This is a genomic window from Sphingomonas caseinilytica, assembly GCF_023516455.1.
GTDB lineage: Bacteria > Pseudomonadota > Alphaproteobacteria > Sphingomonadales > Sphingomonadaceae > Sphingomicrobium > Sphingomicrobium caseinilyticum.
Map to the genome: position 1 here is coordinate 425572 of NZ_JAMGBA010000001.1, position 20236 is coordinate 445807.

19 protein-coding genes and 1 tRNA gene are annotated in these 20236 nt (G+C 62.5%); 9 read left to right on the top strand and 11 right to left on the bottom strand.

What is annotated here, in order from left to right; genetic code table 11:
- Positions 1–196 precede the first annotated feature (196 nt).
- Positions 197–403 carry a hypothetical protein gene (locus LZ496_RS02165; protein WP_249902952.1) on the bottom strand — a complete coding sequence of 69 codons (207 nt, stop codon included), beginning with the start codon at positions 401–403 and terminating at the stop codon, positions 197–199.
- Here LZ496_RS02165 and LZ496_RS02170 point away from each other — a divergent pair.
- Together LZ496_RS02170 and LZ496_RS02175 are read left to right on the top strand one after the other, a co-directional pair.
- On the top strand, positions 353–916 hold the full coding sequence (locus LZ496_RS02170; protein ID WP_436286459.1) for a DUF6975 family protein: 564 nt from the start codon (positions 353–355) through the stop codon (positions 914–916). The two genes, LZ496_RS02165 and LZ496_RS02170, sit on opposite strands and share 51 nt — an antisense overlap.
- A 44-nt stretch (positions 917–960) precedes the next feature.
- Positions 961–1803: an AAA family ATPase gene (locus LZ496_RS02175; RefSeq protein WP_249902954.1), complete on the top strand. Its 843-nt coding sequence runs from the start codon at positions 961–963 to the stop codon at positions 1801–1803.
- An 18-nt stretch (positions 1804–1821) separates the two neighbouring features.
- Here LZ496_RS02175 and LZ496_RS02180 read toward each other — a convergent pair whose 3' ends face one another.
- Positions 1822–3219 carry a methyl-accepting chemotaxis protein gene (locus LZ496_RS02180; RefSeq protein ID WP_249902956.1) on the bottom strand — a complete coding sequence of 466 codons (1398 nt, stop codon included), beginning with the start codon at positions 3217–3219 and terminating at the stop codon, positions 1822–1824.
- Positions 3220–3302: 83 nt separating this feature from the next.
- Positions 3303–4700, bottom strand: a complete 1398-nt coding sequence (locus LZ496_RS02185; protein WP_249902957.1) for a methyl-accepting chemotaxis protein — start codon at positions 4698–4700, stop codon at positions 3303–3305.
- 158 nt (positions 4701–4858) lie between these two features.
- On the opposite strand from LZ496_RS02185, the gene LZ496_RS02190 reads away from it, so the two are divergent.
- Complete coding sequence (locus LZ496_RS02190) at positions 4859–6037, top strand: vWA domain-containing protein (RefSeq protein WP_249902958.1); 1179 nt, start codon at positions 4859–4861, stop codon at positions 6035–6037.
- Between the two features lie 4 nt (positions 6038–6041).
- Here LZ496_RS02190 and LZ496_RS02195 read toward each other — a convergent pair whose 3' ends face one another.
- The 5 genes from LZ496_RS02195 to LZ496_RS02215 all read right to left on the bottom strand — a co-directional run bounded on the left by LZ496_RS02195 (position 6042) and on the right by LZ496_RS02215 (position 9890).
- Positions 6042–6611, bottom strand: a complete 570-nt coding sequence (locus tag LZ496_RS02195; protein ID WP_249902959.1) for an energy transducer TonB — start codon at positions 6609–6611, stop codon at positions 6042–6044.
- A 132-nt stretch (positions 6612–6743) separates the two neighbouring features.
- The gene (locus tag LZ496_RS02200; protein WP_249902960.1) at positions 6744–7325 is read right to left on the bottom strand and encodes an energy transducer TonB; all 582 of its coding nucleotides are present in this window, start codon (positions 7323–7325) and stop codon (positions 6744–6746) included.
- 78 nt (positions 7326–7403) lie between these two features.
- Positions 7404–7946, bottom strand: a complete 543-nt coding sequence (locus tag LZ496_RS02205; protein WP_249902961.1) for an energy transducer TonB — start codon at positions 7944–7946, stop codon at positions 7404–7406.
- Positions 7947–8025: 79 nt separating this feature from the next.
- A complete protein-coding gene (locus LZ496_RS02210; protein ID WP_249902962.1) occupies positions 8026–9231 on the bottom strand; it encodes an exo-beta-N-acetylmuramidase NamZ family protein in 1206 nt (401 codons plus the stop codon).
- Complete coding sequence (locus tag LZ496_RS02215; RefSeq protein WP_249902963.1) at positions 9228–9890, bottom strand: DOMON domain-containing protein; 663 nt, start codon at positions 9888–9890, stop codon at positions 9228–9230. Before LZ496_RS02215 ends, LZ496_RS02210 begins: the two co-directional genes overlap by 4 nt.
- Between LZ496_RS02215 and tyrS the strand changes: the two genes are divergently transcribed.
- Positions 9871–11097: a tyrosine--tRNA ligase gene (tyrS, locus tag LZ496_RS02220; RefSeq protein ID WP_249902964.1), complete on the top strand. Its 1227-nt coding sequence runs from the start codon at positions 9871–9873 to the stop codon at positions 11095–11097. The genes LZ496_RS02215 and tyrS overlap by 20 nt on opposite strands.
- Here tyrS and LZ496_RS02225 read toward each other — a convergent pair.
- Positions 11094–11543: a DMT family transporter gene (locus LZ496_RS02225; protein ID WP_249902965.1), complete on the bottom strand. Its 450-nt coding sequence runs from the start codon at positions 11541–11543 to the stop codon at positions 11094–11096. The two genes, tyrS and LZ496_RS02225, sit on opposite strands and share 4 nt — an antisense overlap.
- A 10-nt stretch (positions 11544–11553) precedes the next feature.
- Entirely contained in the window at positions 11554–13611 is a 2058-nt protein-coding gene (gene recG / locus LZ496_RS02230) for an ATP-dependent DNA helicase RecG (protein WP_249902966.1), read from the bottom strand.
- 158 nt (positions 13612–13769) lie between these two features.
- Here recG and LZ496_RS02235 point away from each other — a divergent pair, with 158 nt between their 5' ends.
- Positions 13770–14030: an FAD assembly factor SdhE gene (locus LZ496_RS02235; protein WP_249902967.1), complete on the top strand. Its 261-nt coding sequence runs from the start codon at positions 13770–13772 to the stop codon at positions 14028–14030.
- 133 nt (positions 14031–14163) lie between these two features.
- Complete coding sequence (mfd, locus tag LZ496_RS02240; RefSeq protein ID WP_249902969.1) at positions 14164–17664, top strand: transcription-repair coupling factor; 3501 nt, start codon at positions 14164–14166, stop codon at positions 17662–17664.
- On the opposite strand, the gene LZ496_RS02245 is transcribed toward mfd, so the two are convergent.
- A complete protein-coding gene (locus LZ496_RS02245; protein ID WP_249902971.1) occupies positions 17661–18437 on the bottom strand; it encodes an EAL domain-containing protein in 777 nt (258 codons plus the stop codon). The genes mfd and LZ496_RS02245 overlap by 4 nt on opposite strands.
- A 216-nt stretch (positions 18438–18653) precedes the next feature.
- Here LZ496_RS02245 and LZ496_RS02250 point away from each other — a divergent pair, with 216 nt between their 5' ends.
- From LZ496_RS02250 to LZ496_RS13875, 3 genes are all read left to right on the top strand, one after another.
- Positions 18654–19412, top strand: a complete 759-nt coding sequence (locus LZ496_RS02250) for an NAD kinase (RefSeq protein WP_249903839.1) — start codon at positions 18654–18656, stop codon at positions 19410–19412.
- A 99-nt stretch (positions 19413–19511) separates the two neighbouring features.
- Positions 19512–19586, top strand: a tRNA-Asn gene (locus LZ496_RS02255).
- Positions 19587–19718: 132 nt separating this feature from the next.
- Positions 19719–20132: a hypothetical protein gene (locus tag LZ496_RS13875; RefSeq protein ID WP_283937865.1), complete on the top strand. Its 414-nt coding sequence runs from the start codon at positions 19719–19721 to the stop codon at positions 20130–20132.
- The last annotated feature ends 104 nt before the right edge of the window (positions 20133–20236 follow it).

The window sequence follows — 20236 nt, forward strand, 5'->3', positions numbered from 1 at the left end:
AGGTCGATGAGACATGGGCCCCAGCCTCCGCTGGGGCGACGATCTTGGGAAAACGATCAACTTATCCCCAGTTTTTGTGCTTCGAGTGGCTAGTCGGCTTCAAAATGTACCAATTTGAGCCGTTTCTTAACCTCGCTCACCAAAATATGAAGCCGGCCTAAACCGCCTATTTACGGAACCGGGATAGAAATGCCGCCTAGGGTTCGGACGCCAGAACCTTGTCTAAGGTGAGGAGAATATAGGAATGGCGATCAATCAGGCAGTCGACCGGTCGGCGATGAGCGCCGCCCAAGCGCAGCTCGCGCGGGTCGATTCTGAAGGTTGTGCTGATCATTCCTACCGCCGCACCCTGCTGGCTGCGGCCGGTCCTGCTGCGAATCGCGATCTGGCGGATGCGGTCCATCTGCTATGCTCGCTTTACGGACGCTATCCTGGCCTCATCGAAATTGCCCTGAACAGCTGCCCTACGGGTCCCGTGAGGGATTGGCTGCGGCAGGCATCGGACTCATATGAGCGCGAACGCCTCTATCTGGTCCGGCTGACCGCATCGGTTGGTCCCCTGCCCTCCACGCCTGGCGCGGCGGAGACCGAAGCTGCGCTGGTCGCCCAACGCCACGCCATCGAAACACTCGCCACTTCCGAACGCCGTGGCTGCGCGCTCGGCGCTGCGACGGCATTGATGGCCGATTGGCCGGCAGTGCGCGAACTGCTCGATCGCGCCGCCGACCGCATCGGCCTTCAGAAGCCGGCGATGATCCTTCCCGACCATGATTCGATCATGCGCGTGATCGGCGAAGGCACCGACGGATTGGCGAGCGAACGGGCCCTTGGCTTCGGCGGACAGCAGCTGCTGCTCCAGAACCGCGGGCTATTCGATCTGCTCGAAGCGCGCGCCGCTGCTCGCGGCGACTTCTAAAGCCCAAGCTTGCACCGCGCCGCTGCGCCCCATAGGGCGGAGCCATGCGTTTCGAAGGCACTTCCAATTATGTCGCGACCGAGGACCTGAAGGTGGCGGTCAATGCCGCGGTCCAGCTTCGCCGCCCGTTGCTGGTCAAGGGCGAACCGGGCACCGGCAAGACGATCCTGGCGCATGAGATCGCCGGAGCGCTTGGCGCGCCGCTCATTGAATGGCACGTCAAATCGACCACCCGCGCGGTCCAGGGCCTTTACGAATATGACGCGGTGGCGCGCCTCCGCGACGGCCAGCTCGGCGACGAGCGGGTCCACGACATCAAGAATTACATCAAGCGCGGCAAGCTGTGGGATGCGTTCACGTCGCCCGAGCTTCCAGTGCTGCTGATCGATGAGATCGACAAGGCCGACATCGAGTTCCCCAACGACCTCCTCCAGGAGCTCGATCGGATGGAATTCCATGTCTACGAAACCAATGAGACGGTGAAAGCGATCGACCGCCCGATCGTGGTCATCACGTCGAACAATGAGAAGGAATTGCCGGACGCATTCCTACGCCGCTGCTTCTTCCACTACATCCGCTTTCCCGAGCGGGACACGATGACCGACATCATCGAGGTGCACTTCCCCGGCATCCAGAAGATGCTGGTTAGCCGCGCGCTCGATATCTTCTACGATATCCGCGAGGTGCCGGGCCTCAAGAAGAAGCCGTCGACCAGCGAGTTGCTCGATTGGCTGAAGCTATTGCTGCACGAAGACATGCCACTTGAAGTGCTGCAGACGCGGGATCCGACCAAGGCCATTCCGCCATTGCACGGTGCACTGCTCAAGAATGAGCAGGACGTGATGCTATTTGAACGGCTGGCCTTCATGGCGCGGCGGCAGCACTAAGCCGCCGCCAGCGCTGACCTACTCATCGCGGTAAGCGAGCTCGAAATTGCCCCAGCGCCGGCCCTTGAAATAGATGGGCACGAAGACGTTCTTCACCGGGAAATATTTGTCGCCGAGCTCCATCCGGTAGGTTGCGAGCGTCGCGGGCTTATCGCTTTCGCAGGCCTTGCGGGTCGTCTCGTCCATGAAGATGCGCTTGTTGCGGCAATGCTCGTCGTTCCACACCGGATCCGGTCCCGGGGTATGGCAACGCTCGCTAAGGTGCGTCGGCAGATAGCCGTCGAGATTGGTGATGGCCGAACCGATGATCCGCGAGTCCCCGGCCTTGAAGCGATCGAGGATCGGACGGATATGCTTGTCGGCGAAATCGGCAAAGCCATTGTCATACTGCGGCGGGTTCGACCCTTCGATCAGGACATAGTTGCGGTCATGGACCTGATCCATCGCGATATCCCCGCGATCGATACCCTGCTCGACGGCAGTCGTGATGGCCCGCATCGCTTCCTGTGCGCGCAAGATCATCGGCGTGTCGTCGATCTCGGCGCCGGAATTGGCGAGCGTGTCGAGCATGTTGTTCGACAGCATTTCGAGGTGGCTGAGGCGCTTCTGAGCCTTGATAAGCTGCCCGCCATTGTCGCGCGCGTCGCCGGCGAATTCGCTTAAGCCCGCCTTCACCCTGTCTACGCTGGTCTGGATAAGGCTGGTCGAATGGGCGATGCCTTCGGTCTGGCGATCCACCATGCCGACAATTTCGGTCACTTCCTTCACCGTATCGCTGATCTGGCCGAAGCCGGTCTGAGCGGCACGGCTGCGTTCGACGCCGGTCTTGATTTCGCTGGTAACGGCGCTGGCTTCCCGGGTCAGTTCGCCGATGGTCGAAGCGATCTGGCTGGTCGCCGAGCGCGTGTCATGGGCAAGCTTTTTCACTTCGGCGGCGACCACGGCGAAACTGCGCCCGGCATCGCCGGCGCGGGCAGCTTCGATCGTGGCGTTCAGTGCCAGCATGTTGGTCTTGCGGGCGATGGCCTCGATGGTCGAGCTGACGGTCTGCACCTGGTTCATCGCTGAAGCGAATCCGGCCATGCGCTCGCCCAGCTGGACGACCAGCTCGGTCAGCCCCTTGAAGCCGCCGATCGTCCCCTCGATCGCCTCGCGACCTGCCTCCAGCTTGGCCTTGGCCTGTTCGGACAGGAGGCGCGCCTCGTCGGTCGAATCCGACACCCTCGCCTGGTCGGCAAGCAGGCGCGTGGTCACTTCTTCGAGCGTATCCAGCACCTTCAGATGTTCGCCGATCCGTTCGGCAACGCCTTCGACATAGCCGGCGACGTCACTGCATTCGATCGACAGCGAACCGCAGTCGCGCGCCACCGCGCGGATGGCGTTTTCCGTTACTTCTTCAATCCCGAGCGTGGCCATTTATCGCACATCCCCATCTGCGAACTTGACCATGGCTTAGCGGCCAATCGCTAATGGCTAGTTAACCACGGGATTTGCGAGACCTATTCGTCCAGATAGGCGAGTTCGAAATTGCCCCAGCGTTTTCCCTTGAAGCTGAGCGGCACGAACACGTTCTTCACCGGAATGAACCTGTCGCCCATTTTCATCCGATAGGTGTTCAACATTGCGGGCCGATCGCTCTCGCACGCGCGGCGCGTCGAATCGTTCATCAGGATCCGACGGTTCCGGCAATGTTTGAAGTTCCACGCCGGATCGGGAGTTGGCGCGTGGCAACGTTCGCTGATGTGGGTCGGCAGATAGCCGTCGAGATTGGTGATCACCGCGGCGAGAATATTTGGATGGTGTGCCTTGTACCGGTCGAGCAGCGAGCGGACATGCTTATCGGCGAATTCGGCAAACCCATTATTATATTGTGGTGGGTCCGACCCTTCGATCTGAGCATAGTTGCGATCCATCACGGCATCGAAGCTGATTTCGCCAGAGTCGATGCCCTGCTCCACCGTGGCGACGATTTCGCGCATTGCGTCCTGCGCGAACAGGATCATCGGCGTGTCGTCGATCTCCGCGCCCGAGTTGGCGAGCGTGTCGAGCATGTTGTTCGACAGCATTTCCAGGTGGCTGAGGCGCTTCTGCACCTTGATCAGCTGCCCGCCATTGTCGCGGGCGTCTCCGGCGAATTCGCTTAGGCCCGCCTTCACCCGGTCAACGCTGGCCTGGATAAGGCCGGTCGAATGGGCGATGCCTTCGGTCTGACGGTCGACCATGCCGACGATCTCCGCCACTTCCTTCACCGTATCGTTGATATCGCCAAATCCGGATTGGGCGGCGCGGCTGCGTTCGACGCCGGTCTTGATCTCGCTGGTGACGGCGCTGGCCTCGCGGGTTAGCTCACCAATGGTCGAGGCGATCTGGCTGGTCGCCGAGCGGGTGTCGTGCGCCAGTTTCTTCACTTCCGCAGCTACGACCGCGAAGCTGCGGCCCGCGTCACCGGCACGGGCCGCCTCGATGGTGGCATTAAGCGCCAGCATGTTGGTCTTCCGCGCGATGGTTTCGATGGTCGAGGAAACCGTCTGCACCTGGTTCATTGCCGAGGCGAAGCCGGCCATGCGCTCGCCCAGCTGAACGACCAGCTCGGTCAGTCCCTTGAAACCGCCGATGGTTCCCTCGATCGCCTTGCGGCCGGCCTCCAGCTTGGCCTTCGCCTGTTCGGACAGCATCCGCGCCTCGTCGGTAGAATCCGACACCCTCGCCTGGTCGGCAAGAAGGCGCGTGGTCACTTCTTCGAGCGTATCCAGCATCTTCAAATGATCGCCGATCCGCTCGGCAACTCCTTCGACATAGCCGGCGACGTCACTGCATTCGATCGACAGCGAACCGCAATCGCGCGCAACCGCACGAATGGCATGTTCCGTTACTTCCTGAAACAAAGGCGTGGCCATTCAACGCTATCCTCATAGCCAGCCTCGCCCCGCCCGAAGTTCGGACGCGGCGCGGCGCGTTGCCACCCTCCTGCCGGCGAAATATTCGACGATTGCTAAAGCATGGTTAACCACGGCGGCACTCGACTTCCGCCTTCGCACGGCGCAGAGCCGACCTCATGTTCATCGGTTTCGTCGAGGCACTGCGGCGTGGCGGCATCCCCGCATCCTTAAAGGAGCATTTGCTCCTGCTGGAGGCGCTCGATGCCGATGTGATCGGCGCGGACCCCGAGCAATTCTACTATCTCGCCCGAGCGACCTTCGTTCATGACGAAAGCCAGCTCGACCGGTTCGACCGCGTATTTGCCGAGGTTTTCAAAGGCCTGGTCGCCAACGGCGAGGAGGTTCGCGCCGAGATTCCCGAGGATTGGCTGCGCATGGTGGCCGAAGCCTATCTGACCCCCGAGCAGATGGAGGCCATCAAGAGCCTCGGCAGCTGGGAAGAGATCATGCAGGCGCTGAAAGACCGGCTGGCCGAGCAGAAGGAGCGCCACCAAGGCGGCAACAAATGGATCGGCACCGGCGGCACCTCTCCGTTCGGGCATGGCGGATTTAATCCGGAGGGCGTCCGGATCGGCGGGCCGGGACGGCATGGCCGGGCGATCAAGGTGTGGGAGAAGCGCGAATTCCGCGACCTCGACGGCGACCGCGAGCTGGGCACCCGCAACATCAAGGTCGCGTTACGCCGTCTGCGCCGTTTCGCCCGCGAAGAGGCGGCGGAAGAGCTGGACCTGGACGGGACCATCGACGGGACAGCGCGGCGCGGTTGGCTGGACGTGCATATGCGCCCGGAGCGGCACAATGCGGTCAAGCTGCTGCTGTTCCTGGACATCGGCGGATCGATGGACGGCCATGTGAAGGTGGCCGAGGATCTGTTCTCCGCGTGCCGCGCCGAGTTCAAGCATCTGGAACATTTCTACTTCCACAACTGCATCTACGAAGGAGTGTGGAAAGACAATCGACGGCGCCACGTCGAGAAAACGCCGACCCATGACATCATTCACAAGTTCGGGCGGGATCATAAGCTGGTGATCGTCGGCGATGCGTCGATGAGCCCCTATGAAATCAGCCACCCCGGAGGCTCGATCGAGCATTTCAACGAAGAGGCGGGAGCGGTCTGGATTAAGCGCCTGACCGATGCCTATCCGAGCGCGGCCTGGATCAATCCGACGCCGGACGCCTATTGGGGGCACAGCGCATCGACAGCGATCCTCAAGCGACTGATGGACGAACGCATGTATTCACTGACTCTCGACGGCCTCGACGAGGCGATGCGCGAGCTAGGCCGGAAGCGCTAACGCACTAATTTGGAGGATTGATGGGTGGAAGAGTTCCGAGCTCGGGCTCAGCCGGATAAGTGTTCCCAAATTTGCCCTGGATCTCCCCATATCGATCCTGGTTCTGTTCCGCATATCGGGCCCATTCTTGCCGGGTCAGACATAGGCGGCTGCGAGAAATCAGCGATCCAGTTTTGGTGATCCGCTTGCAAACCACCTCATCAGGCGCCTTTCCAGCGATCTTCGCCGGTGCCGGGGCGACGCCCGGGATGCGCCAGTTCACATAACCCTCGTGAACGGCATGGCGACTCTTCCCATCTCCGTCGAGCACAGGCTTGAACCTTGCATGACCAACAATCAGGTCGCAGGTCTCACGGTCGAGGCGTTCATGCCCGCTGCTTTCGGTGATCCGACAACTCATGGCGTTGCCCTTGTCGTCTACCTCGGCGCGGAAGCGGACCGAGCCCTGTTCGCCGGCGGCAAGTGCGCGCGGTGGATACTGGCTGAAAATGAATTCGCCATTCTTTGACTGAACGCTGCTCTCTGCTGGCGCGACGACGGTCATTGCGGCGATTAACAGAAGGCCCTGCAGCATGATGCATCTCCTTGGGAAACATCATCGGTTGGAATTGCAGGTCTTCGCTATCACGTCCTTAAATTGTCGCGCGCGCAACTCTACGGCACCGGCGTTGCCAGCGTCGCAGTCCGCATTGCCATTCGCCTGGTCCTATTGGGGCGGCCGATTGCCAAGCCCCATGTTGATTTCGCTTGGGAACGTGGGTTGGTCCTCGCGGCTGCTGCCCAACCGTCCCTGGATTTCGCCTAACTCGTCTTGATTCTTTTGGGCGTAAGCGGTCCACTCTCGCTGGGTTAGGCACAGCCGACTGCGCCCGACGAGCGAGCCCGTCTTGTTGGTGCGCTTGCAGATGACTTCGTCAGGCGATTTGCCCGCGACCTGCGTCGACGCCGGAGTGACGCCCGGAATACGCCAGTTTACGATACCCTCGTGGATTGCTTCTCGGGCGGTGCCTCCCGAATCCAAAGTCGGCTTGAACGAGGCATGGTCGACAATCAGGTCGCAGGTCTCTCGGTCAAGCCGCTTGTGGCCGCTGCCCTCGATAACCTTGCACTTCATCACATTGCCCTTGTCATCGACTTCGGCACGGAAGCGGACCGCCCCCTGTTCGCCGGCTGCGAGAGCGCGGGGGGGATATTGGCTGAAAATGAATTCGCCGTTCTTGGATTCCAATGACTGGCCGCTGGCCGGTGAAGTCATCGCCGCGGCGACCAGAAGCAGGCTGGAAATCATCAGAGGCCTCCTATCCATGGGATTATTTGCACTACCACCTTTGCCAGAGCGGCAGCAAATTTGTTCTACCGGGCCATATCACGGGCTGCGGCTGGATCCCTGGCGGCCCTGGATTGCGCCCCAATCCTCCTGGTACTGATCGGCTTGCTGGGACCACTCCCGCTTGGTCATGCAAGTTCGGGAATTGGAAACCAGTGATCCGGTTTTCTGGACACGCTTGCAAACGACCTTCTCCATCGGTCTCTGGCCTGTAGCGGCAATCGTCGAGGTCAACGCGACACCCGGAATTCGCCAATTCACAAATCCAAGATGCGCAGCACTTTGCGCCTTGCCCATGGCATCCAGCACCGGGTAGAATTTTGCATGCTCGACCATCAGGTCGCACGTCTCGCGATCGAGCCGCTCAAATCCGCTCGAGGCAAGCACTGTGCACGCAGTAACATTGCCCTCTTTATCGATATCGACGCGGAACTTGACCCGGCCTTGCTCACCCGCAGCAAGCGCCCGCGGCGGATATCGGTTGAAAATGAATTCATTGTCTATCGTGGGAGTCTCGTCCCTCGCAGAACCGGATTCAGAGCTTGCAACAGCGGCCGCAATCAAAAGCAACCTGAGCAGCATCGAATATTCCCCCCACGAACCTATTCAAGGTACGTTGTTTAATAATCCGACAATTGCAATTGCTATTCACCCAGCTTGATCAATAGATCAGATAAGGCTTCCGATCCTCGGCCCAGGCAGCCTCATCACTCTCCGTCAGCTTGTCCAAGTCGCCGGGTTCGGCATTGTCGTCATCCACCCACTCGCGGAGCAGCGGCGAGCCGTTGATGACGTCGATTGCCAGCACATCCTTGGTATATTCGTAAGCGAAATCCTTGCCCCGCCAGATCGGATATTCCGGGAACAGCTTGCGGATAGCCTTGAACGCCAGCGCCTGGAGTCGCCACGGCTTGAAGCGTTCATGATCGTAGCTATCGCCCTCGGCGTGGATGTGGACGCCGCTGCACAGCTGATGGACATGTTTGTGGAAGGTGGGCTCGAACCAGATGTCGCGAAGGATGCAGCCTTCCAGCCATTGCGGGGCCATTTCGCGCATAATCCTGATCACCGCCCGGGCCTCGATGTCTGGCGCGCCGAACAGCTCTAGCGGACGGGTGGTGCCCCTGCCCTCGCTCAATGTCGCGCCCTCGAGCATCACCGTTCCGGCGTAGCAGCGCGCCATGTTGAGGTTGGCGGCATTGGGCGAAGGGTTCACCCAGATGCGGTCGGAAGGCCAACCGAAACCCGGGCCTTCGTCGGGGCGATAGCCTTCCATCTCGATCACGCGATAGTCGACGTCCAGCTTGAAGTGGTCGACGAACCATTTGCCGAGCTCGCCCAGGGTAAGGCCATGGCGCATCGGGATCGGCCCGGCGCCGACGAAGCTTTCATAGCCCTGGCGTAGGGTCAGGCCCTCGATCGGGCGACCGGCGGGATTGGGCCGGTCGAGTACCCATACGCTCTTCTTATGCTCGGCCGCGGCCTCCAACATGTAGAGCAGGGTCGTGATGAAGGTGTATATGCGGCAACCGACGTCCTGGAGATCGATCAGGACGGTGTCGAAGGTCGACATGGACTGGCCCGTCGGCCGGCGAACTTCGCCATATAGGCTGAATACCGGGATCTCATGCTCCGGATCGATGAAATCCGGGCTTTCGATCATATTGTCCTGCTTGTCGCCGCGAAGGCCGTGCTGGGGACCGAAGGCGGAAGTGACCCGCAGGTCGCCGCACACGGAAAGGGCATCCAGGCTGTGCGTCAGATCGCGGGTGACCGAGGCGGGATGCGCAACCAGCGCCACGCGCTTTCCAGCGAGCGGCTCGCGCAGTTTCGGGTCCGCGAGCAGCCGTTCGATCCCAAGCTTCATTCCGCACTAACTCCATCCAACAAAAGCGACCGCGTGGCGGCGGCATGAAAATCCGGTTCCCCGGGGGCAAAGGCGGTTGCCCAATAACGGATGAGGCCGTCGGTTTCTTCAATCACCGCCGTCAGTCCAATCGGAGCCGGATCAGGAAATTCAGATTCAATCTTTGCAGTTATCGACAAGCGCTTGTTATCAAGAGACGTTTCTATTTCGATACCAGCATCGATGTCACGCCGTCCGCTGCGGTGGCTGTCGAATTCATAGGCCGCCCAGGCTCCGGACGGGGATAGATTGAACTCCCGATAGGTTTCGCCCGCGCCCGCGACGAACAGTTCGAAACAGGTGGTGCGCCACAGATCCTCGGCCCTCGCTGACGTGGCGGGCGCCGGCACGACCAGCTTTGCCGTGTCGCCGATCGCGTGAAAGGTCGCGACGACCCCGCCGGGAACGCGGCGAAGCTCGGCATCGACGGTGTGGATCGCGCCGGGCGGCGTATCGGGATGGCGGGAGAGCAAGGGCATGAAGGCCACCACTATCGTCATTCCCGCCGACGCGGGAACCCAGATTTTTTCTTTTGTTTTGCTGGGTCCCCACTTTCGTGGGGATGACGAAGTGAATTGGCGCCGGTAAGCGGTGCTCCCAATGACCGAATTCCAGTCCACCCTCCTCCGCCTGCTCGACGAGCGCGGCTATATTCACCAGGCCACTGACGCAGCTGGCCTCGACGCATTGGCATCGAAGCAGGTCGTGCCGGGCTATATCGGCTTCGACGCGACAGCGCCGTCGCTGCACGTCGGCAGCCTGGTGCAGATCATGATGCTGCGCCGGCTCCAGCAGGCCGGGCACAAGCCGATCGTCTTGATGGGCGGCGGGACAACCAAGATTGGCGACCCGTCGGGCAAGGACGAGAGCCGCAAGCTCCTCAGCCACGACGACATCCAGGCCAATATCGCCTCGATCCGGCGCGTATTCGAACCTTTCCTGACGTTTGGCGACGGCCCGACCGATGCAATCATGGTCGACAATGCGGAGTGGCTGGACAAGCTGGCCTATATCGACCTGCTGCGGACAGTGGGCACGCATTTCACCGTCAACCGGATGCTGACCTTCGATTCGGTCAAGCTGCGTCTCGACCGCGAGCAACCGCTGACCTTCCTTGAGTTCAATTACATGGTCCTTCAGGCCTATGACTTCCGCGAGCTGTCGCAGCGCCACGCCTGCCGGCTGCAGCTCGGCGGATCGGACCAGTGGGGCAACATCGTCAACGGCATGGAACTGGGCCGCCGCATGGACGGGACCGAGCTCTATGGCGTCACGACGCCCCTCATCACGACAGCGGACGGTGCGAAGATGGGCAAGACCGCGAGCGGCGCGGTATGGCTCAATGCCGACCAGCTACCCGCCTATGACTATTGGCAGTTCTGGCGGAACACGGCCGATGCCGATGTCGTCAAGTTCCTCAAGCTGTTCACCGACCTGCCGCTGGAGCGGATCGCCGAGCTGGCCAAGCTGGAAGGCCAAGCCATCAACGAAGCGAAGATCGTGCTCGCCAATGAGGCGACGGCATTGCTTCACGGACAGGACGCTGCTTCTGCCGCCGCCGAGACGGCCCGAAAGACCTTCGAGGAAGGCGCTGCGGGCGGCGATCTTCCGACCCTCAACGTGGCGGAAGGCAAGATCGGGATCGTCCAGGCGCTGACCGGGCTGGGTTTTGCCGCCTCTAACGGCGAAGCGCGGCGGAAGATCGGTGAAGGCGCGGTGAAGCTGAATGACGTCACCATCGACGATCCGCACCTCGTCGTTGCGATCGGCAGCGAGCCGATGAAGCTCAGCCTCGGCAAGAAGAAGCACGGCCTTCTGGTCGGCTAGCTCCGCCGGACAAGCACGACTCCGGCGACGACCAGCAAAGCGCCGACGATCCGACCGACGTTTACCGGCTCTCTCGGCAAGCCAAGCAGACCATAGTGATCCATCAGCAGGGCAGCGACGATCTGCCCGGTGATTGCGATCGTCACCAATGATGCCAGACCGATACGCGGAGCGGCAAAGGCGGCTGCGCCTACGAAGAATGCTCCATAGAGGCCGCCAATCCATGCATACCAGGGCAATCCAGCAAAGGCGGAGGCCGCCGGGCGATTTCCGCTGGCCAGCCAGGTAACGGTTAGGGCCACAGTGCCGACGACGAAGGAAATGAGCGCGGCAAGTACCGGAGAGCCGCCGGCCTTCGACAGCATGGCGTTGGTCGGGGCCTGAACCGCGATCATCACGCCGGCAGCCATGACGAGGAGCGCCGGAAACAGCACCGTGCCATTCATATATTCACTCCTATCCCGACCTCAGCAGTCCCACCGCCGCATCCCGTTCGAACAAGTAGAGGCAGAGACGGGCGGCCTGGCCTCGCTCGCTGGCAAGGCCGCCGTCGCGATCGAGCAGCAGGCGCGCGTCGCCCTGTGCGATGGGTGCCAGCTCGGCGACGTCTTCGGGCGAGGCGACGCGGAAGTTCTGCTCGCCCGACTGGCGCGTGCCAAGGATTTCTCCCGGTCCGCGCAGTCGAAGATCCTCTTCGGCGATGCGGAAGCCGTCATTGGTCTCGCGCATCAGGGCGAGACGGGCCCTGCCCGTTTCGCTGAGGTTCTGGCCGCGCAGCAGGATGCAGCGGCTGGCGCCCGCGCCCCGGCCGACGCGGCCGCGAAGCTGGTGGAGCTGCGCAAGGCCGAAGCGCTCGGCACCTTCGACAATCATCAGCGTGGCATTGGGAACGTCGACGCCGACTTCAATCACGGTCGTTGCGACCAGGACTGCAAGCTCGCCGGACGCGAATGACGTCATGACGGCATCCTTTTCCGGACCCTTCATGCGGCCATGGACGAGGCCGACGCGGTTGTCGCCGAAGCGCTGGCGAAGGATTGCAGCGCGGTCCTCGGCAGCAGCGGCATCGATAGCCTCGCTTTCCTCGACCAGCGGGCAGACCCAGAATGCCTGACCTTCGTTGGAAATGTGCCGCGCGAGACCATCCACCATCTCGCCAAGCTTTGCGTCGCTGATCACCAGTGTCTCGACGGGAGTGCGGCCCGGCGGCATCTCGTCGATGCGACTGACGTCCATCTCGCCGTAATGCGTCAGGGTGAGCGTTCGCGGGATTGGTGTTGCAGTCATGGCCAGTAGGTGCGGCGGGCGCTCGGCCTTCTCCGACAGCAGGAGCCGCTGCGAAACGCCGAAGCGATGCTGCTCGTCGATCACGATCAGGCCGAGCTTCTGATAGGCGACATGCTGTTGGAAAATGGCGTGCGTCCCGACGAGGATGTCGATCGAGCCGTCCGCCAGCCCCATCAGCACGGATTCGCGAGCACGGCCCTTCTCGCGGCCGGTGAGAATGGCGATGCGAACGCCGATCGCCTCACATTGGCGCTGTAGAGTCGCAAAATGCTGCCGGGCGAGGATTTCGGTCGGGGCGAGCATCGCGGCCTGGGCGCCTGCCTCGACCGCTTCCAGCATGGACAGGAGGGCGACCAGCGTCTTCCCCGAGCCCACGTCGCCCTGAAGCAGGCGGAGCATGGGCTTGTCTTGCGCCATATCGCCGCGGATTTCGCCGATGACACGCTGCTGAGCGCCGGTCAGGCGGTAGGGTAGTTGCAGCTTGTTCGACAGCCGCCCATCGCCCTGAAGCGGCAAGCCCTTCTTTCGTCGGGCCACCTGACGAAGCAGCAGAAGTGCAAGCTGGTTTGCGAATATTTCGTCGTAAGCTAATCGCTTATGAGCATTTGTTGCGCCGGGATCTGAATGCGTTTCAGCTAATGCAGCTCGCCACGCCGGCCAATGGTCCCGCGCCAACTGCGATGGCTCAATCCATTCGGGCAGCTCCGGGGCACGTTCCAGTGCCGTCAGTGCCAGTTCGCGCATCCGCTTGTTGGATATGCCTTCTGTCAGCCCATAAACCGGCTCACGAAGCGGTACGTCGCCAACCTTTCCGGGCTCCAGCACCTCCGGATGGACGATCTGCCACTCGCTTCCCCAGCTATCGAGCTTGCCGACGATCGTGCGCGGCTCGTGAAGCGGCAATTGCTTCTTCGCCCATGCGGGATTGTTGAAGAAAGTGAGGGTCAGTGTGTTGTCGTCGCCGTCGCGGGCATAGATGCGTAAGGGCGCCTTGCCCGCGCCGGCGCGGACGTCGACCGGCGTGACGTCAAGCACCACGATGCGGCCAAGCAATGCAGAGCTGGCGGCTGGAGCGCGAACCCGATCGATGGTTCCGGTCGGCAGGTGATACGCAAGATCGATCGCGCGGGTGAGGTCGAGCCGGGCCAGCGACTTGGCAATGCCGGGCCCAACGCCCTTCAGAGCCTCGGCCTCGGCGAACAGCGGATTGAGGATTTCTGGGCGCATGGTCTTCCGTCATTGCGAGCGGAGCGAAGCAATCCAGCCCCGCTATGGATTGCCGCGTCGCTTCGCTCCTCGCAATGACGAAATTTTCGACTACATAGAGCGCTATAACCCGCTGCGATTCCGCTGCGGGTCGATTTGCGTTGGAGGATGGCGCTCAAATGGACGAAGTTTTGCGGGCGCTGAAGTATCGCGCCTGGCATCGCGGAACGCGCGAGGCCGACATGATGGTTGGCGGATTCTTCGATGCCTATCACGCGAGTTGGGATGCCCATGATCGCGCCCTGTTCGCGGCCCTTCTGACGGAGCAGGACGTCGATATCATGGCCTGGGCCATCGGAACGCAGCAGGTGCCCGAGCGCTATCAGGGTCCGATGATGGACGCCTTCCGGCGGCTAGACTTCATCAAGGTGAACAAGTGAAACTGGCGATGCACGCGACAAAGCCCCTTCTCCGCGTGGGGGAGAAGGCTGGGATGAGGGGGTTCGACGGCTGCGGAATGCTTCGTACGCCGAGCCCCCTCACCCTACCCTCTCCCCCCCGGGGAGAGGGAAAATGAGCGACGCGCTTTCCCGCCTTCTCAAGGCCAATGAGCCGCTGACGCTGTCGAGCGTGCCGGCGGGGTTCCTGCCTTGGCTAGCGGCGGATCTTGCCCGAGCGGCCCATGGTACCGGCGCTGGTGGCCGGGCCGTCATCATCGCTGCGGATGAAGCGGCTATGCGCGCGTTGGCGGACACGGTGCCAGTATTCGCGCCCGAGGTTGAGGTGCTGACGTTTCCGGCCTGGGACTGTCTTCCCTACGACCGTGCCTCCCCTGCCCTTCGGGTGATGGCCGAGCGGCTGGCGACGCTGGAGAAGCTGCAAGCCAAGCGAAACGGCCCGCAACTGCTGATCGCCACGGCCAATGCGGCCACCCAGCGGGTGCTGACGCCGTTCAGGACCCGCCAGCTGACACGCCGACTGGCGGAAGGCGAACGGATCGAGCGCGACCGGCTGGTCTCCCTGCTGGTCGCCAACGGCTACCAGCGCACCGACGCCGTCCATGACGCGGGTGAGTTCGCGGTTCGGGGGTCGATCGTGGACCTGTTCCCGGCGGGTGAAAGCGAAGCCATCCGGCTGGATTTCTTCGGCGACGAGATCGAGACCATGCGTCGCTTCGACCCAGCCGACCAGCGCAGCACCGGCAAGGCCGACAGCTTCACCCTGATGCCGGCCAGCGAAGGACTGCTCGACGAGGACACCATAAAGCGGTTCCGTTCCCGCTATCGCGAACGGTTCGGCGCCAACGCGACCGGCGACCCGCTGTACCAGGCGATCAGCGACGGGCGGCGGCTTGCCGGGATGGAACATTGGCTGCCGCTGTTCGAAGAGAAGTTGGCGACCCTGTTCGACCATCTCGGCGATCATGACGTCATCGTCCGTGACGCCAATACCGACAGTTCGCTGGAAGCACGTCACGAGGCGATCGAGGATTATTTCGCCAATCGCGAACGGGCGATGGTGGCGGAGCCGGGCAGCTATCGCCCGCTTGCCCCCTCCACCCTCTACCTCAGCAGCAAGGAATGGCAGGGTGCGGTTACAGATCGTCCGATCCACCTGGCGACGCCTTTCCCGCAGCCGGAATCCGACCGGATCATCGACTTCGCGGTCGAAGGCCCGCGCGATTTCGCACCGGAGCGCGCTCAGAACGTCAATGTTTACGAAGCCGTAGCGCATCATGTCGCGAAGCTCAGGAAGCAGCAGAAGAAGGTCGTGCTGGCGAGCTACAGCGCCGGTGCCCGGGAACGGCTTGCCGGCCTGCTCGAGGACCATGGGCTGAAGAGCGTCAAGCTCGCCGACAGCTGGCAGGCGGCGCTTGGGGCACCGACCTACGTCGCGCTCCTCGTCCTCCCACTCGACCATGGCTTCAACGCCCCCGAAGTTGCGGTTCTCACCGAGCAGGACATGCTCGGCGACCGCCTTGTCCGCCGCAAGAAGCGGCGCAAGAGCGCTGACGCCTTCCTGGCCGAGCTCGCTGCGCTGACGCCGGGCGATCTTGTCGTGCACATGGAGCATGGCATCGGCCGCTACGAAGGGCTGACGTCGGTGATGGTCGGCAAGGCTCCGCATGATTGCGTGGCGCTGAGCTACGCCAGCGGCGACAAGCTCTATGTCCCGGTCGAGAATATCGACGTTCTGTCTCGCTATGGCGGCGCCGGCGAAGGCGCCACGCTCGACCGGCTGGGCGGCGAGGCCTGGCAACGCCGCAAGGCGCGGATGAAGGAGCGGATTCGCGAAATCGCGGGAGAGCTGATCAAGACCGCGGCGATCCGGGCAACCCGGGCGGGCCAGGTCGCGGCGGCCGAGGAATCCACCTATCCGCAATTCGTCGACCGCTTCCCCTATGAAGAGACGGACGACCAGGACCGGGCGATCGGCGAGGTTCTGGAGGATCTGGAGAGCGGCAAGCCGATGGACCGACTGGTGTGCGGCGACGTCGGGTTCGGGAAGACCGAGGTCGCGCTGCGCGCTGCATTCGTGGCCGCCATGGCCGGCTATCAGGTCGCGCTAATCTGTCCGACAACGCTTTTGGCCCGGCAGCATTATTCCAACTTCGTCAGTCGATTCCATGGCTTCCCGATCGAGATCGGCCGGCTTTCGCGCCTCGTGCCGGCTGCAGAGGCCAAGACGACCAAGGAAGGCGTCGAAAAGGGCACGGTCGATATCGTCATCGGGACCCACGCCCTCCTGTCCAAATCGATCAAGTTCAAGAAGTTGGGCCTGGTCATTGTCGACGAGGAGCAACATTTCGGTGTCGCTCATAAGGAGCGGCTGAAGGCGCTTAAGGAGGACGTTCACGTCCTGACCCTGACCGCGACACCGATCCCGCGGACGCTGCAGATGGCGATGTCGGGGCTTCGCGAATTGTCGGTCATCCAGACGCCTCCGGTCGACCGGCTGGCGGTCAGGACCTATGTGACGCCGTGGGACGCGGTCGTCATGCGCGAGGCGCTCCTGCGCGAACATTATCGCGGCGGTCAGAGCTTCCTGGTGGCGCCGCGCATCGCCGACCTGCCGGACCTTGAGAAATGGTTGAGCGAGGTAGTGCCTGAGGTGAAGGCGGTCACCGCCCACGGCCAGATGGGCGCGGGAGAGGTCGAGGAACGGATCGGCGCCTTTTACGACAAGAAATATGACGTGCTCTTATCGACGACGATCGTCGAAAGCGGGCTCGATATTCCGTCGGCCAATACGCTCATCGTCCACCGCGCCGACCGCTTCGGCCTTGCCCAGCTGTACCAGCTTCGCGGAAGGGTCGGCCGGTCGAAGACGCGTGCCTATGCCTATCTGACGACACCGCCGAACCAGTCGCTGACCGAAGGGGCGGACAAGAGGCTGCAGGTGCTCGCCAACCTCGACAGCCTGGGCGCCGGCTTCCAGCTTGCCAGCCATGACCTCGACATTCGCGGTGCCGGTAACTTGCTGGGCGACGAGCAGTCGGGTCACATCAAGGAAGTCGGCTTCGAGCTTTACCAGTCGATGCTGGAAGACGCGATCCTGGACCTCAAGTCCGGCGGCGCCGAGCGTCGCGAGGAATTCGCGCCGCAGATCAACGTAGAGGCGCCGATCCTTATCCCCGAGCAATATGTGCCGGACCTTGACCTTCGAATGGGTCTCTATCGCCGCCTGGGCGAGCTGGAGGACCGTCAGGAAGTCGAGGCGTTCGGGGCAGAGCTGATCGATCGGTTCGGCAAGCTTCCGTCCGAAACGCAGAATTTGCTCCAGATCGTGGAGACCAAAATCAACTGCAAGAAAGCCTGCATCGCCAAGCTTGATGTCGGCGCAAAGGGCGCGGTCGTCACCTTTGCCGAAAGCGGCTTCCCCGACCTTCCCGGCCTTCTCGGCTATGTCGAGCGGTTGAAGGGCGCGGCGAAGCTCCGTCCCGACAGCAAGCTGGTGGTCAGCCGCGACTGGCCGAGCGGAGAGGCGCGCCTGAACGGCGCGCTCCAGATTTCGCGTGGGCTGATGCGGGTGCTGGCGGCGGGCGAACCGAAGAAAGCGCTTGAGCCGGCTTAGGCCGCGTCCCGATTGGCTGCGGCGACGAAGCGGGCGAGCTCGGCCTCGTCGAGCGCGCCGGCGCCGAGGAAGCCCTGGTAAAGGTCGCAGCCCCATTCCTCCAGCAGGTGGAGTTGGGCGGGGTTTTCGACCCCCTCAACGATCACCTTGAGACCGAGTTCGCGAGCGAGGCGGATCATCGCCTTGACGATGATGCGGTCCCGGCTTCCGCCGACGATATCGGCGATCATCGCGCGGTCGATCTTGATCGCGTCCAGAGGCAGTGACGCCAGATAAGCGAGACTCGAGTAGCCGGTACCAAAGTCGTCGATCGCAATGCGAATGCCGGCGGCCCTCAGCCGGGCAAGGCGCCCCGCTACCTCGAGCCGGTCTTCCATCAGGCTGCTTTCGACGATCTCGGCGGTGATCTGATCGGGCCGCAGCCCGGCGGCTTTGATCTCGGCCAGCAGCCATTGCTCGTAACCGGGCCGGTCCAGGTCGCGCGGCAGGAGATTGATGGACATTTTCAGGCCGGAGAGCGGTCCGCGCCAGGCCGCGAACGTCCGAAGTGCCTTGCGCTGGATGGACCGAGACAAGCGTTCCGAGAGGCCTGCCGCTTCCGCCCGCGCAAACAGGATTTCAGGCGATTCCACCTCGTCCCATCGGGCAAGCGCCTCGACCGCTGCGATGCGGCCACTGGCTGGCTCGATTTGCGGCTGGAAGCGAAGCTCGATGCGATCGCGCCGGATGGCCTGCTCAAGACGCCGGTCGCGCCTGTTCAAAGCGGGCGCCACGATCCCTCGATCGGACGCCCGCTTCCCCCCAAACACTGGCCAGTGCCACCCTCGCATGAGATGCAATTACCCGCCCGATGCCGACGGCCCAACGCGCCATTCGGCCGCGCACCGTTTCGGGACAGTAGCGCTTTCACCGCAAATCCGTATCTTGGGCCGGTGAACCAGGCCGCACCTTCGTCCCGATCGCCCCAGCGCGACCTCGCCGCCCATGGCATCGGACTGGTCGCCTCACCCGGCCAGGCGGCCCAATCGGCGGAAACATTGCTTCGCCGGCGCTACAGCTGGGCCGATGCCGACAAGGCCGAGACGCTGGTGGCGCTGGGCGGCGACGGTTTCATGCTCCAGACGCTTCATTCCATGCTGGAGGATGGCGAGGCCCGCCCCGTATTCGGGATGAATCGCGGGACATTCGGCTTCCTGATGAACGAGTGGAGGCTCGATCGCCTTCACGAACGGATTGAGGCGGCAAAGCACATTCGCGTGACCCCGCTGGTCATGGAAGCGACGGACATTCACGGGAAGACGTGCAGGCATCCGGCAATCAACGAGGTGTCACTGCTCCGCGAGACGCGCCAGACGGCGAAGATCGAGATTTGCGTCAACGGCCGCGTTGTCATGCCGGAATTGGTAGCGGACGGCGTGCTGGTGGCGACTCCGGCGGGTTCGACTGCCTATAATCTGTCAGCGCATGGCCCGATCCTGCCGCTGGCAGCGAAGATGCTGACGCTGACCTCGATCAGCCCGTTCCGTCCGCGGCGCTGGTCCGGCGCGATCCTTCCGGACGATGTTTCGGTCCGGTTCCGCGTCCTCGAGGCCGACAAGCGCCCAGTCGCGGCGGTGGCCGACCAGTTCGAAGTGCGCGAAGTCTGCACGGTAGACGTGGCCCTCGACCGTTCGCGATCGCTCACCCTGCTGTTCGACCCCGAGCATGCCCTGGACGAGCGGATCGCGATGGAGCAGTTCGCTCACTGATACCTCCCAGCTACATTTTCTCTCGCAAGGCCTCGACAGCCGCTTGCAACCCGCGATGAGCGCGTTATAGGGCGGCGTCGCTCCGGAAGACGGAGCCGCTCCCCGGTAGCTCAGCGGTAGAGCATCCGACTGTTAATCGGACGGCCGCCTGTTCGAATCAGGCCCGGGGAGCCATTTTTCCTTGAAATGCGCTCCATGCGGCATGGCTTTCAGCCAAAGTCGCAGATTCGCCTCCGTAGTATCGCCGATTGTGACTGGACGAGCTCATTTCTAGGTCGGCCGTTTCGGCAGTGAAAGGAGACGCCCATGAAACGGCTTCTCGTCACGCTCGGCGCAATTAGCCTTTGCCTGACCGCTACGCCCGCGGCCGCCGAGCACTATCATAGGTACTACGATCATAACGATCATGACGATGATGCCGTGGCAGCCGCAGTAGTGGGCGGCCTGATTGGAGCCGTTGCCGGCTATGCCATCGGTTCGGCCCACCATCACGGCTACGGTTATGGCTACTACGGGTATCGAGGCTATGGCTACGCGCCCTACGGATACGGATACGCTGTCCCGCCATACGCCTATCCGCTTCCCCCGCCGCCTCCGGTTTATGGCTATTACGGGCGCCAATATCGTTACGGATATTATGGCGGTTACCCCGCCTATCGCGGCTATGCCGTCCGCCATGCCTATCGCGTCTATCGTCGGCCCTACTACCGGCGTTACTGAAGGGCGGAAAATAACAAAGCGGCCGGGTGTGGACCCGACCGCTTTGGCGAGATGCGTTCATGTCCCCCGAAAGAGACCATCCCGCAGCCGTATCAACACCGGCA

Excerpts from the sequence above, each read along its gene's own strand:
- LZ496_RS02165 (WP_249902952.1), bottom strand. The coding sequence starts at position 403 with ATGGACCGCATCCGCCAGATCGCGATTCGCAGCAGGACCGGCCGCAGC.
- LZ496_RS02175 (WP_249902954.1), top strand. The coding sequence starts at position 961 with ATGCGTTTCGAAGGCACTTCCAATTATGTCGCGACCGAGGACCTGAAG.
- LZ496_RS02180 (WP_249902956.1), bottom strand. The coding sequence starts at position 3,219 with ATGGCCACGCTCGGGATTGAAGAAGTAACGGAAAACGCCATCCGCGCG.
- LZ496_RS02185 (WP_249902957.1), bottom strand. The coding sequence starts at position 4,700 with ATGGCCACGCCTTTGTTTCAGGAAGTAACGGAACATGCCATTCGTGCG.
- LZ496_RS02190 (WP_249902958.1), top strand. The coding sequence starts at position 4,859 with ATGTTCATCGGTTTCGTCGAGGCACTGCGGCGTGGCGGCATCCCCGCA.
- LZ496_RS02195 (WP_249902959.1), bottom strand. The coding sequence starts at position 6,611 with ATGCTGCAGGGCCTTCTGTTAATCGCCGCAATGACCGTCGTCGCGCCA.
- LZ496_RS02200 (WP_249902960.1), bottom strand. The coding sequence starts at position 7,325 with ATGATTTCCAGCCTGCTTCTGGTCGCCGCGGCGATGACTTCACCGGCC.
- LZ496_RS02205 (WP_249902961.1), bottom strand. The coding sequence starts at position 7,946 with ATGCTGCTCAGGTTGCTTTTGATTGCGGCCGCTGTTGCAAGCTCTGAA.
- LZ496_RS02210 (WP_249902962.1), bottom strand. The coding sequence starts at position 9,231 with ATGAAGCTTGGGATCGAACGGCTGCTCGCGGACCCGAAACTGCGCGAG.
- tyrS (WP_249902964.1), top strand. The coding sequence starts at position 9,871 with ATGACCGAATTCCAGTCCACCCTCCTCCGCCTGCTCGACGAGCGCGGC.
- LZ496_RS02225 (WP_249902965.1), bottom strand. The coding sequence starts at position 11,543 with ATGAATGGCACGGTGCTGTTTCCGGCGCTCCTCGTCATGGCTGCCGGC.
- recG (WP_249902966.1), bottom strand. The coding sequence starts at position 13,611 with ATGCGCCCAGAAATCCTCAATCCGCTGTTCGCCGAGGCCGAGGCTCTG.
- LZ496_RS02235 (WP_249902967.1), top strand. The coding sequence starts at position 13,770 with ATGGACGAAGTTTTGCGGGCGCTGAAGTATCGCGCCTGGCATCGCGGA.
- mfd (WP_249902969.1), top strand. The coding sequence starts at position 14,164 with ATGAGCGACGCGCTTTCCCGCCTTCTCAAGGCCAATGAGCCGCTGACG.
- LZ496_RS13875 (WP_283937865.1), top strand. The coding sequence starts at position 19,719 with ATGAAACGGCTTCTCGTCACGCTCGGCGCAATTAGCCTTTGCCTGACC.